Source organism: Exiguobacterium sp. s143, assembly GCF_018618895.1.
Taxonomy (GTDB): domain Bacteria; phylum Bacillota; class Bacilli; order Exiguobacteriales; family Exiguobacteriaceae; genus Exiguobacterium_A; species Exiguobacterium_A abrahamii.
This window is the reverse complement of sequence record NZ_JACSMX010000006.1, coordinates 72,215-89,188: the sequence shown is the minus strand read 5'-3', so window position 1 is coordinate 89,188 and position 16,974 is coordinate 72,215. Positions and strand designations below refer to the sequence as shown.

The following is a 16,974-nucleotide window of genomic DNA, read 5'->3' as shown; positions in this document are numbered from 1 at the left end:
CATTCTATTTATTATTAGTTACAAACTCATTGACTGTATTAGTAAAAGTCTCATCAGTCAGGCGATTAATATTTAATTTATCTTTGATTTTTCCTTTCGACACGTAATATAAACGTTCACCTTGTAGCGTAGATGTGTATTCAAAGTTTGCTCTATCCACTATTTTTTTAGCATCAGGTTGAAAAGTATTATAGATGTTGATAGGTACTTCGTTTTTTTTCGCTATGGAATCGAGTTTATTTTGATATGAGCCAATATCTCCGTCTTCCTCTTTTAAAATTAGTAGGAATCCTTCCTGTTTTCCATCCATTAGATTTTCTACCTTGGATAACTTTACTTGATTCGCCTGACTAGAGTCTTCAGTTTCGCTACAACCGACCAAAAGTAACGCAGAGGAAATCAATAGTCCGGAGAGTACTCGTTTCGCTTGCATGCCTCCACCCCTTTTCCGTTTATGACACTTGTTCCGGATCCGTTAAATCGCCATTACTGACATGGACCCGGAAATCGAATGTGTCTATAAGCGTAACAGTTTTTCGGTCGCCTGAGTCTGGGTCTTCTTCCTCAAATATAACGAGAAAGCCGTCCCGGGTCTGGATATTCAAGACTTCACCGCGGCGGAGACGCTTTTTATTCTCCTTGATGATAGTTGCGATGACGCGGAGTTCACGCTGGACGCGTTCCGTGCGTGTCAGTTCTGTCATTTGATGCCCTCCTTAGACGCCATGACGAAGTTTCTCGAGTCGTTTGCTGATGATCGTCTTCAAGAAATGGCGCTGGTTGTCGGTCACAGGAATTGTCTTATCTAGGATGCCTTGTTCGAACAGATCAATCGGTAACGTATCGTATTCTGTCGTCTCGAAGATCGAGCGTAGGATTTTTGGCTGCAGGACATCGCAGACGCGCCATTCTGTTGCGTCAAGTGTCTCCTCCTCCGTCTCAACCGTTTTCGATGCATCTGAGGCGCCGAGATGGAACGGGACACGAAGCGTATTCAGGTCGAGATGCGCATGTGCACAGGGAATGACGAGGTCGTTGATGGAACGGTCCGTGTTGAAGTCATCCGCCAAGTATTCATAGCGATATTTCATCGCTGTCCGTCCGGTCAAAAAGAGAGGATAGGATTGGATTCGTTTCTGTTGCTTGTCTTGCCGCTTGATGACACGGATAATTAACATCTCGCCTTCCTTCAGTCCCATCACCTCGGTTGCCGTCAGCAAGCGCCGACCATCGACACTCTCCGTCTTCGACTTCGAGAGCGAGAACGTCTGTCCCGAACGAGACTTCGTGACGATCGTCTGCTCCCCGAGCTTCTTCGAAATCAATTCTGCCGTCGACTCATCTGCTGTCAGTAGGTAGTGCGTATTCCCGCAGTTTCCGTCGATCGTCTTCCAATCCTCCCCGTAGAGGTTCTCAAGTTGGGCGTAGGACTGGATGACGAGGTTGAAACGAATGTTCCGGCCGAGACAGACGGTAATGATGTTCGCCATCCCTTCAATCGCTGGCATGTTCCCAAATTCGTCGAGCAGGAAGATAACCTGGCGTTCACAACGTCCGCTCGTCGCTTGCGAGGCGACGCGAGCGAGCGAGGTATAGACTTGTTTGACGTACAGTGAGGCGATGACATTCAGTGTTGGATCATAGTCCGGAACGATCAGGAACACGGCGACGGGGCGCGGATGCTGACGAATCTCCCGGATGTCGATCGGTGCATCCGTTGTCCAGTCGAAGAGACCGACCGTCTCGTCTCTCCAACCTGAGAGTGACACGGTATACTGCTGTCCCTCACTTTCTACGGTGATATTGGTATCCACTTCGAGGTTTTCTTCGTGATGGAGTACAAAACTCCCATCGTCGTCCGTCGTCAAGGCGAGTTGTTTCCCACTTGGAAAGTAGAACGTCAACCGTGACAAGGGAAGGGCACGTCCACGAATCCAGCGATTGAAACCGATCAGTTTCATATCAAGTGAGTTCTGTGCCGTCAAACGTGCCGTCGCATCAAGCGTAAAGATCCCGAGCTTGGCGTTGGTATTAGCGAGGATGCTCGCGCGCGTCTGCCCACCGGAGAAATGAAGCGTCGCGTACTGCATACGTGCCGGATGATTCTCCGGAAACGATGCGAAGAAGGCATCGAGTGCCGATTGTTCCTGTCCCATTTCATCGATGATCGTCCGTGAGCCGAGATCGGACAACATCAAAGCGACGTTATACATCGTGATCTTCTCCGGTTCATGTTTGGCTTGTTCGCATAATCCGAGAATCAGAGCGGTGCAAAGGTCCGTCGAAGAGTTGCTCCAGAACGGATCCTTTGCCTTCGGATCATGGTAAAGCATGTAGGCGACCGAACGGGCATACTGTTGGGCAAGGGAGTAGTTCTCGTCCAAATAAGCGTCGATCGTCAGCTGCAGCAGGTTATAGGACATTGATTGCGACGGGTTCATCAAATTGAGGACTTCGACTTGATAGCCGCGTGCTTCGAGTGTCTCTTTAGAGGCAGCGAACAGTTCACCTTTTGGATCATTGATAATCAAGCTCGCTTGGCGTTCAGCACGGCTGTAGAGATCGATCGTCGAGAAGACGAACGTTTCACCTTTCCCGGATCGTGTCGTCCCAATGACGAGATTGTTGACGGCACTATCATCGATGTAAAGCCGATCGCGATAACGACCGACCGGGACACCACCAGATCCGCTATAGGTCTCCTTACGGTCCGGAACATCGCGATACTGCTGTTTCAGCTCTTGGAACGTCGTGAAGCGGGCACTTCCTTTTTGTGCTGCTTTGAGATCGCGGAAGTTGAGCCAATACTTTAATAAGAGAAAGCCACCAAGGAGGAAGCAGACACCAAAGATTACGAAAGCGAGGGAGGTCGACCAAGCGAGTGTCGTCCACCAACTCGATTCGTACTGAAGCGGAGAGCCGGTCGTCAACTTCCCGTCTTGGAATAGATTTTGGATTGTCTGTTGCAGGAGCTGAAAGGCGACGTTGAGTACTAAGAACAACACAGTCGGTAAAGCAATCAAAAAGGCAAGACATCGCCACAGCCAAGCGGAGGTAACGAGAGAACGAAGTGAGAAGTTCAACATTATTTCAATCACCACACTTTCATTAAAGAAGTAAAGACACTTCTCTTCGCTTCGCTTCGAGCGACGCATTGAGCTTTTCGAGTTCTTCCTTATCTTTTTTCTCTGATAACTGGCGCTTTTGATCCTCGAGTGCTTGAATCTCTTCGTCCAGTTGGACGAGTGTTGCTACTTGCTTCTTTAATTGCTCGTCGTTGATCGTCTTGACGCTTTCTTGAGCCTTCGTCACATCTTTCAATGCGATGTAGGCACGTGTTTTGGCTTCCTTACGGGCTGTCGTCATCTCGACGCCCGTAAGCGAGACGGCACGTTTATAGTCTTTCTGCAAGATAGCAAGGTCGAACGTTCCTTCGTCCGTCGGATAAACGGATTGGAAGGCTTGTAGCGTATCCTGACGATTGGTCGCGAATCGTTTCGACTGCATGATGATCGTCTCGACATCGATTGGATCCTTCGTCACAGAGACCGCTTGGTCGTAGTCCTGTTCTTCGACATACTGCGTAATCAGGAATTGCTGTTGTTCATCGTTTAACGACTTTCGTTTTTCGAGTCGTTCGACGAGTGGATCCGTCTCTCCCGTCAACGCTGCTTCATACAACGGTTGCCAGTCGGATGTTTCCGCTTGGACGCCGCTTGGTGGATCCGGCTGTACGAGTTGAACGATGGATAGCGCACCGAGGAGCAAGAGACTCACACCGCTGACACCGTAGACGAGACGACGTTGCCCGCGACGTAAGCGGGAGACGTGTGTCGCATTCGGCTGTTGTTGAATCGCTGACGCCGTCATCGTCTTGTAGGATTCCGGTGTCAAACGTTCCAAGTTCTCGAGCAATAAAATTTTCTTTGTTGCATCCTCCTTCCGGATCCGGATGCGTGGGATCCGGTCTTTCAGCTGCAAGTAAAGATTGGGATAGGTCGGATCGCCGAACTGAAGCGATCCTTTATAGAAGAGCTGATCGGCATCATCGAAGATCCTAAACTCACTCGCAAACCGTTCGTTTTCTTGCTGGGCTTCCTGATGAACTTGTGTCGATAATAAAAGCGCCTCCTCATATGGGAGACGCTCATAGTTCGGAAAGCCATCTTTCGGTACATCTGTGAAACGGACGAAGAGCATACATTCTCCTCCTTTGAAGCAAGACATCTTAACGAAGACAATAAAAAAAGCCATCCAGTTTGGAATGACGGTCTGTGCGATCATTTGTAAGATTAGAATTTGATGTTGTCGTTGACCATCTCTGCCAGCGTAAAGGCACCCATGACGATGATCAGACCAACAGCACCACCGACGAGCCAACCGACGGCTTTCGATCGTCCGCGATCTCCTCCGAAGATAAAGTAGAAGCCACCAACTGCGAAGGCGATGGCTGCCGCGATGACGGCGAGTCCTTGAAAGAACTGGAGTAAGCTGAGCCCTGTCTCATTCAATCCCATCTGTTTTCCTCCTCTCAATCCCGTGACGTAGCTACAGACGATGTGAAGTTCAGTTTTGAGTCGAGTGCTTCTAAAATCAGTTCCTGGTTCTCCTGGATGACGAGTTGATGCTGTGCATCGAGCCACTCCTCATAGTCTTTCCCTTGGATCCGGAGCAACTTCTCGGCAAAGGTCTTGTTCTGCTTCTGTTCACGTGTCGGCATGGTGTACACTCCTTCCTTGAGGTCGATGCGCAGCAGCACATCCTTAAGGACAGTCGAAGTGAAGCAAGGCGGTGGGTTTAGAGCACGTTCCCCCACAAACTCTGATGTTCGGTACCGAACATCTGTCTAGGGTTTTTCGATGACCCTCAACAAATACGTGACCTGTGGGCGAGTTTTAGGCGACTCTCGCCGAACCATTTCTGCGTATATCCCGCTCACTCGGTCACACATGAGGGAAACGCCGGTATGTGATTGGAAGGACTGTCCTTAGCGATATGCTACTACGGGCATCAGTTCCTCTTGTCATGGTTTCGTGTTATTCAATAAGTAAATCCAAACATACATAGGTATCTTACTGATGGACTAGTTTGCGACGTGAGACATGAATCAACTCATCATTTGGGTGCTTCCGTTTTGCAATGACTTGGTTCTCACCGACGACTGTACGAATCCGATAATAGATTTGCGAGATTTCTTGTGTCTCCTTGCTCTCTTGTTCGATGGCAATACGACCATGTAGTTTGTATGTCTTGCCGTCGAATGTACGAACAGAATCCGCAAGCGGGAGTTCGGCCAGATCGAAGCGTTCGTGCTTCAGGTGAGACCAATTCCGTTTCTTCTCCATCCTCAAATCGAATTCATCCCAAGGGATGGATCCAAGTGTCTGTTCACATGCTGTTGCAAGAATCTGGATATCTAAGATAGAAGGGAGCGAACGATTTCGCTCATAGGCGCTAATTGCTGCCTGCGAAATCTCCCCATATGTCTTTTCAGCTAACTCTATCTGACTCCAACCATGTTCTAGACGTTCACGTCGTAACCATTCCCCGAATCGATACATATACAGTCTCCTTTCCTTCGAGAACTACAGTATGACAATGTCTTCCTGGTGATAGTTAGAATATAGCAGATTATTCTGTCAATTCAACCGTTATAACGATATGTCAAAAACGTTACGAATGTCGATTTATGTCGACCCGTTTGTTTATAGGCTTTTTAGAGATTTTTTTAACATGGAATCCTTACTTGTATTAAAAATGTAAAATTTTATTTTACTTTCATTTTTCGATAACCTACATTTTGTAAAAATTATGATAAGGTGGATGTATATTTTCAAGGGGTAATTCATCCCAGAGGGGGGACTAGCGTGACTTTATTTATTAACGAACTTAATTACATAGACCAGAAAGATAAAACGACAGTACTCGAAAAACTCACGTTTTCTGTTTCTCCAGGAAAGTCATTGGCGATTAGTTCTAATATTACCCATCGTCAGCTACTCATAAAGATACTTGAAGGTCGTATCCGCAGTGCAAGTAAACATGTTCATGTAAACAATCATCACCCAGGAAATACTGTACAATATCGTTCGTCAATCAGTTTCTATTATGAGCATCCATATACATACGATAGATTAACCATCTTAGACCATCTTACTTTTTATAAAAAATTGTATAACAGCTCAAAATCGATTTCAGAGACGCTTGAAATTACACAATTAAACGAAATAGCAAAAAAAAGAACAAATAAACTAGATCGTTCTCAAAAGAAACGTCTGCAACTCGCAATTCTTATTTTACAAGATACACCGGTGGTCGTTTTCGATGAGCCGGATCAAAACATTGATCAATATACCAAGAACATTCTATTTAAAGTTATCGAATTGTTGCTACAGGAAGAAAAGTGTCTCCTAATACTGACAGGAAGTACGGAGAGTGCAATTACTTTATCCGAAGAATCTTATGTATTAAGTAGTAGTGGACTTACACGCATCAATACAGAAATTGAGGAAGAAGAGAACGTAATCTCAGAAAATGATGAAGAGATTAATGGACTTGAAAAATCCGCTCCCTTTTCGCCTCTCGAACTGAACAAGGTCGTTGCTAAACTTGAGCGTAATCTTATTTTACTGGATATAGATGAGGTCAAATTTTTCGAAAGCGCATCGGGAAATGTTCAAATCCATGTGGCAGATACGATGTTACCGGGTCTATATACAATGAATGAGTATGAAACGACTCTTCAGGACCGGCATTTTTTCCGATGTCACCGTTCCTATCTCGTTAATCTGAAGAAAGTACGCGAGATCGTCACGTGGACACGGAACAGTTTTAGTCTAGTTCTCGACGATCGAACCGAAGTGCCCTTATCTAAGAATAAAATACACGTTCTTAAAGAAATGCTCGGCATTAAATGACGATCTTCTAGCAAGCTAATTACTCTTTTCATAAGCTTATTAACTCCTTTCATCGTTAAAATAATGCGGTGTATAGCGCTCTCTACTATTCTAAGGTTAGAAAACGAGAGGAGAACTGCATTATGGAAAAGGTAATCGAAATTGAATCATTGACGAAACACTTTTCAGATAAGACGGCTCTTGACGATTTAAATTTCTATATCAAGCAAAAAGAGATCTTTGGGCTACTTGGTCCCAGTGGCTCTGGTAAAACTACCATGATCAAAATATTAACTGGTCAAATGAAACCATCCACGGGTTCAACCAGTCTACTTGGAATTCCCTCTGAAAAACTTAAACAAAAGAATACCTTTCAGAAAGTAGGTATCATGACAGACAATAGTGGTCTCTACGATCGCTTGACGGTAAAAGACAATTTAAAGTTATTTTGCAAAATTTTTTCTGTCTCTGAAAACCGTATTCATCGTGCGCTGGAGTTAGTCAATTTAGGTGATGAGCAGAATAAGAAAGTTGCCTTACTGTCGAAAGGGATGAAACAACGGGTACTGCTCGCTCGAACTTTTTTACATCAACCCGAAATCTTATTTTTAGATGAACCTACTTCTGCATTAGACCCTGTCAACACTCAAGCCATCTATTCTGCCCTTAAAGATATGAATCGAGACGGTGCGACGATTTTCTTAACGACTCACGATATGGTAGAAGCGGACACCCTTTGCGATCGTGTCGCCTTCCTAAATCGTGGTCATATCCAATTGTTAGGATCACCAAAATCGATTAAACAGCGTTTTGCTGATCAGACGTTGACACTCGAATCATTAGACGGCCTAGAACACGTTTTCGAATCGAATGAGAAAGATGCTCGTCATATCTATGAAATGTTACGTACTAATCAGGTTGTATCTATCCATTCTAACGAACCGACTTTAGAGGATGTGTTCGTAAAAGTAACAGGGAGTGAACTCAGATGATCTTTTCAATCAATCGTACAATGGCCATTTTTCAGAAGGATGTAAAAGACGTGTCAAGAAACGTATTTGTCGGTACGACACTTTTGGTTCCTATCTTGATGGCAATTGTCTATAAGAATATTGGCGAAGTGACGTTAGAAATTCACTACACCGTCATCAATTTGACATTCTCTTCAGTAGCAGCATTCGTTCAATGTACATTGATCGCAGAAGAGAAAGAGAAGAACACGTTGCGTAGTTTGATGTTGTCACCTGCCTCCACTCTAGAGATTCTAGGTGGCAAAAGTATATTGACTGCTCTGATCACACTCTTCACCATAGTCATCAGTGCCGTCATTACGGGTTATGCTCCGTCACATCCTTTCATCATAATAATTGGACTTCTCGTCTCTTGCTTGTTCTATCTTGCCTTAGGGACGCTTCTAGGATTGATGACTTCCTCTGTGATGGAAGCTTCTGTCGCTGTATTACCTGTCATGTTTTTATTCGGATTCGGAACGTTGCTCCAGCAGGTTTCTGATAAATATCCGTTACTTTCTATTGTCGATTATTTGCCGAACTTACAACTGTTAGAGCTAGCTGAAAAGGTTGAGAATGGTGCCTCTTTCTCTTCGCTATCCATTAATCTAATCGTTATTTTGATGGCTGGTATATTATCCAGCGCTTTAGTCTTCATGATCTATCAAAAGAGAACATTAAAAGATTAAGAGTCATTACAAGATTACAAGTATCGGTGGGAGGAATAATGATGAAAAAAGTACTGTTAGCAATTGTGGGGACGCTTTTTGGCTTACTTATCATGTATGTCATTCAGAACGGATTATAAACAGTCGATAGAGGAGGAGTTCATATGACGAGTAGTATTTTATCAAGTAATCTAAATTCTACCTCAGCGTTTTACGAGGATGCCCGAATCGGAATAAATACAAAACATAGTTTTCTGTTACTAAACGTCTCTGAAATCCTTTATATAGAAAAAATCGAAAGACACGTACGAATTTACTTAAAGAATGACGAGTACATTGATACTTCTGAAAACCTAAAAGCTATCGAGTTGAAATTAAGTAAGTATGAATTTTATCGTCCACACAAATCGTTTATCGTTCCATTAGGAGATATCCGAGAAATCTCATCCGATCATTTCATGGATTCCTATAATATTCATCTTATAAAAAGTAAAACGCATATTAAGTTAAGTAAACATAAGTACAAAGAGTTGCGAAACATTCTTGTGACGGGGTGTCATATCAATTTATAAGTCCCCTAGAAAGTGTAACTAAATTTTAAAAGATACAGATATGCAGCTTTATGAAGTTACCATGTCTTTCCTGACAGCTTATAGTAAAAGCATGTTCAACAGCAACTACTTAAAACACTTGTTGATGAGCAAACTACTATTAGGAGGTCATACAAATGACAAACGAGCAAATCATTCAATCGTGGAAGAATCTTGATGAAACATCTGTTATCGCTAACCCTGCTGGTGAAGCGGTAAATGAACTGAACTTCGAAGAAATGTCTCGTATCAACGGTGGTGGAGACGTTCAACCTGAAACAACTCCATTCTGTGTAGGTGTCATTGTAGGAGTAACTATTTCACTATCTAAATGTAAATAATTTCTTTAATACTTAATAAAAAGGCGCCGATCAAATATGATCTGGTGCCTTTTTATTTTCTAAAAAATCGAATTCTCCCTGAAAAGCAAGGATAGCCCCCTGTCACTCACTTAAATAAGCCTCTTAAGAGCGAATTAAGTTATTTAGACAAAATTACAATAAAATTACTATTAATCACTTATTTTTCTAAGCGAATTTTAGGAGGGTTAATAATGAATATCCAGACAAAGCTTAGCGGCAAAGAAACAGAAGTAGCAGGTTTAATAGCAAAGGGATACAAAGATGTTGAAATTGCCAAAACCTTATTCATCAGCCAGCGCCGAGTGGGAGAGATTGTCTTTAACATTAAACAAAAATGGGGTATTCAATCACGTGTTGAGCTAGGTATTATTGCTTTCGAATACAAACTCATTCAAAGTCCCCTTGCTAGAATTAAGTCTTAAAGTAAAAAGGAGAATAAGGATGAAGCGAGTAGCTTTTATAGAACAAATGGAACATAGCGAATGTGGATTGGCATGCTTGTCTATGATACTAAGCTATTACGGTCATCATTGCTCCATTTCTGATTTACGGGAAGAATATGATGTTCCAAGCAGCGGGGCATCCTTTTTGAATCTCTCGTACATTGGCAATGATAGAGGAATGAATTGCAAGGGCTTCTCTTGTTCTCAAAAAGATTTAGAGTTTTTGCGTGGTTCGACACCTTTCATTGCTCACTGGAATCAGAACCATTTTGTTGTAATCGAAAAAATTGGAAAATACGTACATATCGTCGATCCCGCATTAGGAAGACAACGTATTAGCATAGAAGAATTTTTCGTACACTTTAGTGGATTCTTGATGTCCTTTTCTCCTAACGATCAGTTTATCCATAAGAAGAAAAAGTCTACTGTGAAGTTCTTTTGGGGGTTCGCTAAAACGCATCAAAAGTGGATTTATATCACTCTCGTTTTTTCTTTACTTCTTCAGACATTGGGATTGTTTATTCCTATGCTTACAAAATGGGTAACAGACGACGTCATCATTTCCAAAGATCAATCATTAATTAAGTTCATCGGTCTCTACATCGTATTTCTATTGCTGCTCAACATCCTTTTTTCACTTGCAAGGGGCTTTGCCATTACACGTCTTCAAAGGCTTATGGATAAAACTATGATGACGACCTTTGTAAGTCATTTGTTTAACCTTCCCTACGCATTTTTTGAAAAGCGGACGGGTGGAGACTTATTGTTCCGATCCAACTCTCATTTAGTGATCCGACAAATTCTTTCAAATCGTGTAGTTGGATTTTTGATAGATGGCATCTTGCTTATCGGTTATGCATTTATGATGCTTAATCAATCAGTTCAATTGGGTCTAGGAGTGATTACTCTTAGTATTTTACTATTCATTGTTCTCGTGTCTTGTACTCGGGTTACGCAACGCCTGAACAATAAAGATGTGGTCGCTCAATCAAAAGTACAGAGTCATTTATCCGAAGCAATTCACGGTGCAAGCGATGTAAAGATGTTAGGTATCGAACGTCAAGTAGTTGGAGAATGGTCTAGTAAATTTGAACATCAGCTGATGATTACAGAAAAAAAGAATTATTGGAACACAATCCTCAATACTATTGCGAGTAGTGTTCAGTTTATCGTTCCTACGATTCTTCTCTGGTATGGTAGCATGCTCATTCTAGAAGGCAGAATGACTATTGGTGAGCTACTAGGTTTTAGTGCTCTTGCCACCATGTTCATGATGCCGATCGTATCAATTGGTATGGGATATACGGAACTTTTGTATCTAGGATCTTATGTCCAACGTTTGACAGATGTATTGGATGCAAAAGAAGAAGAACTGCATCTTGATGAAGGTACGCTTCCTCGTCTAAAAGGACGTATCGAATTGAAAAACGTATCCTATGCTTATGATTCATTCGCAAATCCAACATTAAAAAATATTGACCTCATCATTCAACCTGGTGAAAAGATTGGTGTAGTTGGTGCTTCAGGAGCAGGAAAAAGTACCTTGGCTAAGCTACTCATTGGATTCTATCGTCCGACAGAAGGTGATGTTCTTTATGACGAACGTAGTCTTAATACAATAGACATTAGGCAGTTGCGGCATCAAACAGGAGTTATCCTACAAGAGACAAAGCTTTTTCATAAAAGCATCTTTGATAATATTTGTCCGGGTGAAGATTATGATCTTGAAAAAGTTGAGAGGGCTACACGGCAAGCTAACCTCCATGATGAAATCATGCGCTTACCTATGCAATACCACTCCATGCTATCTGAAGGAGGAACAAATCTCTCAGGAGGACAGCGTCAACGTCTGCTACTTGCCCGCGCACTATATCACGATCCATCAATCCTTATTTTAGATGAAGCGACGAGCGCACTTGATAACCTAAATGAAAACTTAATCGATGATAACATTTCTAATCTCGAATGTACGAGAATCGTCATTGCCCATCGTCTCAATACTATTCGGAACGCCGATAGAATTATCGTATTAGATCAGGGAGAAATCGTAGAAGAAGGCTCTCATCATGAATTGATGATGAACAAAGGACATTACTATGAACTCTATCATGCTCAAGACAAGGAGATTATTCATGCCACATAATCAAAGATACTTTTATCAAAAACCGTTCCTTTCGACTATCGTTGTCTGTCTTTTAGCTACATCATTTCCATACAAGTCATTTGCATCAGGAGACGTAATCCCTTCAACCCTAGACATACATTCAAGTTACTTAAATAAAATAGATTCCAATCAAAAGCAAAACGTTGCAATACCAGTTGCACGCAGTTTACAACTAGATTCTCGTATCGAAAAGAACATCCTCAATTCGTTGAAAAAAAATCCAGGACATAATCTTGGCGAGCAACTTCCAGAATACTATACGGACTGGGGATGGAATGTAAGAGATGTAACCTCAGATTTGAAATCACACCGTCAGTCGAAAGGATCCACCTTAACTACCATTGCTATCATCGATAGCGGAATCGATGATAATCATCCAGCTTTAAGTCAAAACATTGTATCAGATGGCAGAAGCTTTGTACCCGGTGAAGAGGGCACAAGGGACCAGACGGGTCACGGTACCATGGTGGCTGGCCTGATCGCAGCTAAAGGGAAAATTTCTAGTATCGCTCCTTCTATCGGTATTGTTCCTTATAAAGTCTTTGGGAAAGCAGCATCCGAATCCGAATGGGTAATCAAGGCTATCAAACAAGCCACTAAGGATGGTGTAGACGTTATTAATCTAAGTTTAGGTACGTATAAGGATCCAACAAACAAAGAGGATAACAAAGTGATCAAAGCTTACGAAAAGGCTATTAAATATGCGCATAAAAAAGGTGTTGTCGTAGTCGCGTCTTCCGGTACCGATGGATACAGCATGGACAATCAAAAAGATTTGGCGAAGAAGATTGGGAATATGAAACGTGCAATGCATCTTCCAGGAGGGCTCAAAAATACGATTACAGTCGGCGCAACCAATCGATTGCTTCAACCAACCGAATACTCGAATCACGGTAAAAAAGTGGATCTCTCTGCACCTGCAGGTGACTATGGTCCCGATTGGTCGACAAGTGGCATCGCCGATATTAAAAGTTTCGTCCTTACTACATATCCGACCTATCTCCCTCAATCACCTATCAGTCAAGCGCTTGATCTTGATCAAGGATATGAATTCATGATTGGTACAAGCCTGGCTTCACCACAGGTAGCTGCAGTGGCTGCGTTACTCATAGATGTTGCGAAATCTAAAGGGATCAACCTTTCACCAGATACGGTTGAACACTTATTGAAGAAGAGTACAACCCCTTTCCTTTATCCAGACGACAAACGGAAGGGAGGAACAGGCATCGTTAACGCAACCAATGCCTTGCATATCCTTAGAAATCTTATCGAGAATGGGAGTGTTCGAAAATGAGTACTGATATCAAAGGATCTACTTCATGGAAAAAAGCGATGTATTTAAACGAACTCAAGCGTCCTATTATTCAAGAAAGTTATAAGATCGTACAACATGATTATGATCGGGTAGCTAAATGGAGACACTATTCATTCTTAAAAGATCAAAAACTTTTTGAAAATCGATTACACGCAGAAGAGTTGACACTTGAGCAATTTGAGAAAATGTTGAATGGCGAAATAGAGGGAAATACTGATATTCCTGAATGGTTGCAATCTTTTCGAACAATCATGTCTAGACCCATTAAGGTCGGTAATTTAAGAGTCGATGGTCTCCATGAAGCATTCTTACCTTTTTTGTCCTTTGCAAAGTCTGAAATTGATGCAACATTGCCTAAAGGACATCCTTTCTATAATCATTGTACGGAGCAATTTATGCCGTCACTTCTTGAGAACCTGTCCAATCAATTTCTTCAGTTGGCAGCTCGAACCCTTACGTTAGAGTTGAATGTGTCACGACTTCGTGAAGAACTCGTTGGAGATAGCCCAGAAGAACGGTTCGAGTCGTTTGTAGCAATTAAATTACGTGATCTAGATGGATTAAACGCATTCTATGAGGAATACATTGTTCTCGCCCGGCTATTGGCTACTCGAACTCTTTATTTCATCGATAACATCGTGCGTTTCATAGAACGTTATGTTTCAGACGTGAAAACCCTACAAAATATTTTCGGATTGGAGCAATTAACACTTTTAGAAATGGAACTCGGTCTTGGAGATTCTCACGAACATGGTCAGTCTGTGATCGAAATAAGCTTTCTCGAGACTACTACGAGACTGATCTATAAACCAAAGTCCTTACAAGTTTCACTACAAGTACATGAACTACTCAATTGGTTCAATCAAAAAGATTTCAAGCATCCTTTCGCTACTTATCGCATTATTGATCGCAATGAGTACTGTTGGGAGGAGAAAGTCTTAGGGCTAGCTTGCGAGGACACCGAAGAACTGAGAAGACATCATTATCGTCTTGGTGGATTACTTGGTGTGATGTATCTCTTGAAAGGGACCGACCTCCACTTCGAAAATATTATTGCTTCTGGTGAGCATCCTCTTATCATCGATTACGAGACTCTATTCCAAAATCACCTTGCTGACGTTTTCGAAGATAGCGCGGAAGTACAAGCAAAGTTCAAGATGGTTGACTCCGTACTAGGAACCGGTCTGTTACCCACACTTGGTTTTAAGTCACACGATGGTAAAGGTATTGAAATGAGTGGGATAGGGGGAAGTGTACAGGAGCTTCCGTTTCCAGTACTTCAATCTGAAAGGGAAAACACCGATGAGATGCGATTCGTAACAAAACCCTATTGGACAGAGGAGAAAGCAAATCGTCCTTCTCTAAAAGGTTCAAATATCCAGACGTCAGATTATGTTGAACAAATAGTCGAGGGCTTTACGAACGTCTATTCTATCGCAATGCAACATAATGATGAATTAAGAGAAAACATCGATAAATTTTCTAAGTTGAAAATCAGGCATATTTTACGAAGTACGAACTTTTATGCCAATTTTTTGACAGACACCAATCATCCAAATTTCCTTAGAGAAGCCTATAGTCGAGAAATGATCTTGGATCGTATGTATTTCTCACATTATCCATCAATGATTGTCGCTGCCGAAAAACGAGAACTAATTAACGGAGATGTTCCTTACTTTTATACAACACCGTCCTCACTATCCTTATTTGATAGTGCAGGGCACGAATATCCTAATGTCTTTGAAGAAACGGGAATCGAAAAAGTCTATCGAAAACTTCACTGTCTTGATGATAAGACGCTGATTGAACAGCAACAATTAATTAGAAGTTCCATCGTGGCATCTGCTGGCTTGCTTGATAGTTCTTATCTTTCCGTTGATACTGTTCCAATCGAACCGCTCACATCAAAAGACTACCTTAACGCTGCTGTCACGATAGGGGATGAGCTACTCGAATCGGGGATTTGGAACAAGGATATGACTGAACTGACATGGTTAGGTATTGAGACAAACTACAATGGACAAGCTGGCGTATCAGTCATAGGGGAAGATTTTTATAACGGGACAAGTGGGGTTGCAGTATTTTTGACTCATCTCCATCGCCTAACCCAGGTTAAGCGATTTGAGCAAGCTGCTACAGCTGCAATAGCTTCTGCGATTCGCTCTGCAAAACCATACAATGCATTTTTATCCGCTTACCATGGACCAATTTCATTGATTAATGCACTTACATTGATTGATCAAGCAAATGAGTCTTATCAATATAAGAACAAAGTCGAAATTTTTATTGATTATCTCAAAGGGAAAGAACAACAATCAACTAACTGTGATCTACTTGGTGGTTGTGCTGGCATCATTCATGCTTTGTTGAATGCCTATGAATACTACGGAGAGAAAAAGTATCTTAAAGTCGCCACTTCCTATGCAAAGAAGATTCAGCAAGAAGCAGTCGATACGGGGAACGGATATGCATGGCCAACCCAACATGAAGGGAATGTCATTTATTTAGGTGGTCTTGGACATGGTGTATCTGGTATTCTAAGCGCGCTCTTACGATTGAACAAATACGTTCCGGATAACGAACAGGTTTCGATGGCTTTATCAGCTCTTTCCTATGAGAATTCCTTATATGACGTAAAGCGTAGAAACTGGAAAGATTTAAGAAAGACTGAAGAGTCTTATAGCTCCTATTGGTGTAGCGGATCTACTGGAATTGGCTTTAGTAAGCTATCTTTAATGAATTTGAATTGTAATGCTGAATTGATCCAAGATATCGACATCATCGTTGCATCTATTAAAGATAGTTACTTATCAGAAGATCATTGTCTTTGTCACGGAGATATGGGAATTGTAGATTTTTTGATCACAGCTGCTATTAAAACAGGAAAGCACGAATGGACTGCTCTTGCTCACGAATTGGCTACAAAAGTGTACCAAGATCGTATCAAGTACGGTGAATATGTTTCAGGAATTGCTAACGGGATAGATACACCTGGATTATTTTTAGGAAAGTCCGGGATTGGTCTGCAGTTTTTAAGATTAGCAAATCCTATTGAAGTTCCATCTGTGTTAGCTTTCAGCTAAAAAAATCGACGAATATTTTTTAATTAACAGAGCGGATTCCTAGTAGGAATCCGCTCTTAATCAAATAAGAACTACGTAATCTTTCGGAACGAAAGACTATCAGAGCTGACTTCGTAGAATGGACTGTGAATGTTCTCATCTGAAATGTGATACGACCCGTGCCAGGACTAAACAATATTCCCTACCTAGAAGAGGAGGGGTGTATTCTTCTAGACTAGGAGGCTGAATTTTACGATAGGAGGAACGTGTAGCATATTAATCACTTCTGCAACTGATACATGATACCAGTACGTTTTTTCGAGTCTCCCTTCTTCACTCAAAGTAATTTTGGATAACAGGTGTACTTTGATCGATTGGCCACAGGCTATGAGTCTCCTCTATATATCATACGATTCGTTTGCTGATTGCGCGAGTTCGCTTACTACGTGATAGAAAATCTTTAC

Annotated in this window: 16 protein-coding genes; 9 read left to right on the top strand and 7 right to left on the bottom strand. The window is 42.0% G+C overall.

Annotated features, from left to right (window positions below; all coding sequences use genetic code 11):
* Positions 1 to 4: 4 nt before the first annotated feature.
* The 7 genes from KNQ03_RS15670 to KNQ03_RS15640 form a co-directional block, all read right to left on the bottom strand.
* Entirely contained in the window at positions 5 to 433 is a 429-nt protein-coding gene (locus KNQ03_RS15670) for a hypothetical protein (protein WP_214725513.1), read from the bottom strand.
* A gap of 19 nt (positions 434 to 452) precedes the next feature.
* Positions 453 to 704: a hypothetical protein gene (locus KNQ03_RS15665; protein WP_035412857.1), complete on the bottom strand. Its 252-nt coding sequence runs from the start codon at positions 702 to 704 to the stop codon at positions 453 to 455.
* A 12-nt stretch (positions 705 to 716) separates the two neighbouring features.
* Positions 717 to 3,155 (bottom strand): VirD4-like conjugal transfer protein, CD1115 family, encoded by a 2,439-nt coding sequence (locus KNQ03_RS15660; RefSeq protein ID WP_214725511.1) that lies wholly within the window; start codon positions 3,153 to 3,155, stop codon positions 717 to 719.
* A complete protein-coding gene (locus KNQ03_RS15655; protein ID WP_214725509.1) occupies positions 3,109 to 4,200 on the bottom strand; it encodes a hypothetical protein in 1,092 nt (363 codons plus the stop codon). The genes KNQ03_RS15660 and KNQ03_RS15655 overlap by 47 nt, the downstream gene beginning before the upstream one ends.
* A gap of 92 nt (positions 4,201 to 4,292) precedes the next feature.
* The gene (locus tag KNQ03_RS15650) at positions 4,293 to 4,517 is read right to left on the bottom strand and encodes a hypothetical protein (RefSeq protein WP_050678812.1); all 225 of its coding nucleotides are present in this window, start codon (positions 4,515 to 4,517) and stop codon (positions 4,293 to 4,295) included.
* A 14-nt stretch (positions 4,518 to 4,531) separates the two neighbouring features.
* Entirely contained in the window at positions 4,532 to 4,720 is a 189-nt protein-coding gene (locus KNQ03_RS15645) for a hypothetical protein (protein WP_214725507.1), read from the bottom strand.
* A 352-nt stretch (positions 4,721 to 5,072) separates the two neighbouring features.
* Positions 5,073 to 5,561, bottom strand: coding sequence for a helix-turn-helix domain-containing protein (locus KNQ03_RS15640; RefSeq protein WP_214725505.1), 489 nt, complete (start codon positions 5,559 to 5,561; stop codon positions 5,073 to 5,075).
* A 306-nt stretch (positions 5,562 to 5,867) separates the two neighbouring features.
* On the opposite strand from KNQ03_RS15640, the gene KNQ03_RS15635 reads away from it, so the two are divergent.
* The 9 genes from KNQ03_RS15635 to KNQ03_RS15595 all read left to right on the top strand — a co-directional run bounded on the left by KNQ03_RS15635 (position 5,868) and on the right by KNQ03_RS15595 (position 16,531).
* Complete coding sequence (locus KNQ03_RS15635) at positions 5,868 to 6,917, top strand: LytTR family transcriptional regulator DNA-binding domain-containing protein (protein WP_214725503.1); 1,050 nt, start codon at positions 5,868 to 5,870, stop codon at positions 6,915 to 6,917.
* A 122-nt stretch (positions 6,918 to 7,039) separates the two neighbouring features.
* Entirely contained in the window at positions 7,040 to 7,888 is an 849-nt protein-coding gene (locus KNQ03_RS15630; protein ID WP_214725502.1) for an ABC transporter ATP-binding protein, read from the top strand.
* Positions 7,885 to 8,595 (top strand): ABC transporter permease, encoded by a 711-nt coding sequence (locus KNQ03_RS15625; protein ID WP_214725500.1) that lies wholly within the window; start codon positions 7,885 to 7,887, stop codon positions 8,593 to 8,595. Before KNQ03_RS15630 ends, KNQ03_RS15625 begins: the two co-directional genes overlap by 4 nt.
* Positions 8,596 to 8,738: 143 nt before the next feature.
* Positions 8,739 to 9,146: a LytR/AlgR family response regulator transcription factor gene (locus tag KNQ03_RS17290; RefSeq protein ID WP_214725498.1), complete on the top strand. Its 408-nt coding sequence runs from the start codon at positions 8,739 to 8,741 to the stop codon at positions 9,144 to 9,146.
* Between the two features lie 155 nt (positions 9,147 to 9,301).
* Positions 9,302 to 9,505 (top strand): mersacidin family lantibiotic, encoded by a 204-nt coding sequence (locus KNQ03_RS15615; RefSeq protein ID WP_214725496.1) that lies wholly within the window; start codon positions 9,302 to 9,304, stop codon positions 9,503 to 9,505.
* 212 nt (positions 9,506 to 9,717) lie between these two features.
* The gene (locus KNQ03_RS15610; protein WP_251132530.1) at positions 9,718 to 9,948 is read left to right on the top strand and encodes a response regulator transcription factor; all 231 of its coding nucleotides are present in this window, start codon (positions 9,718 to 9,720) and stop codon (positions 9,946 to 9,948) included.
* A 19-nt stretch (positions 9,949 to 9,967) separates the two neighbouring features.
* Positions 9,968 to 12,112 (top strand): peptidase domain-containing ABC transporter, encoded by a 2,145-nt coding sequence (locus KNQ03_RS15605; RefSeq protein WP_214725494.1) that lies wholly within the window; start codon positions 9,968 to 9,970, stop codon positions 12,110 to 12,112.
* Entirely contained in the window at positions 12,102 to 13,427 is a 1,326-nt protein-coding gene (locus KNQ03_RS15600) for a S8 family serine peptidase (RefSeq protein WP_214725491.1), read from the top strand. Before KNQ03_RS15605 ends, KNQ03_RS15600 begins: the two co-directional genes overlap by 11 nt.
* Positions 13,424 to 16,531: a type 2 lanthipeptide synthetase LanM family protein gene (locus KNQ03_RS15595; RefSeq protein WP_214725489.1), complete on the top strand. Its 3,108-nt coding sequence runs from the start codon at positions 13,424 to 13,426 to the stop codon at positions 16,529 to 16,531. Before KNQ03_RS15600 ends, KNQ03_RS15595 begins: the two co-directional genes overlap by 4 nt.
* The last annotated feature ends 443 nt before the right edge of the window (positions 16,532 to 16,974 follow it).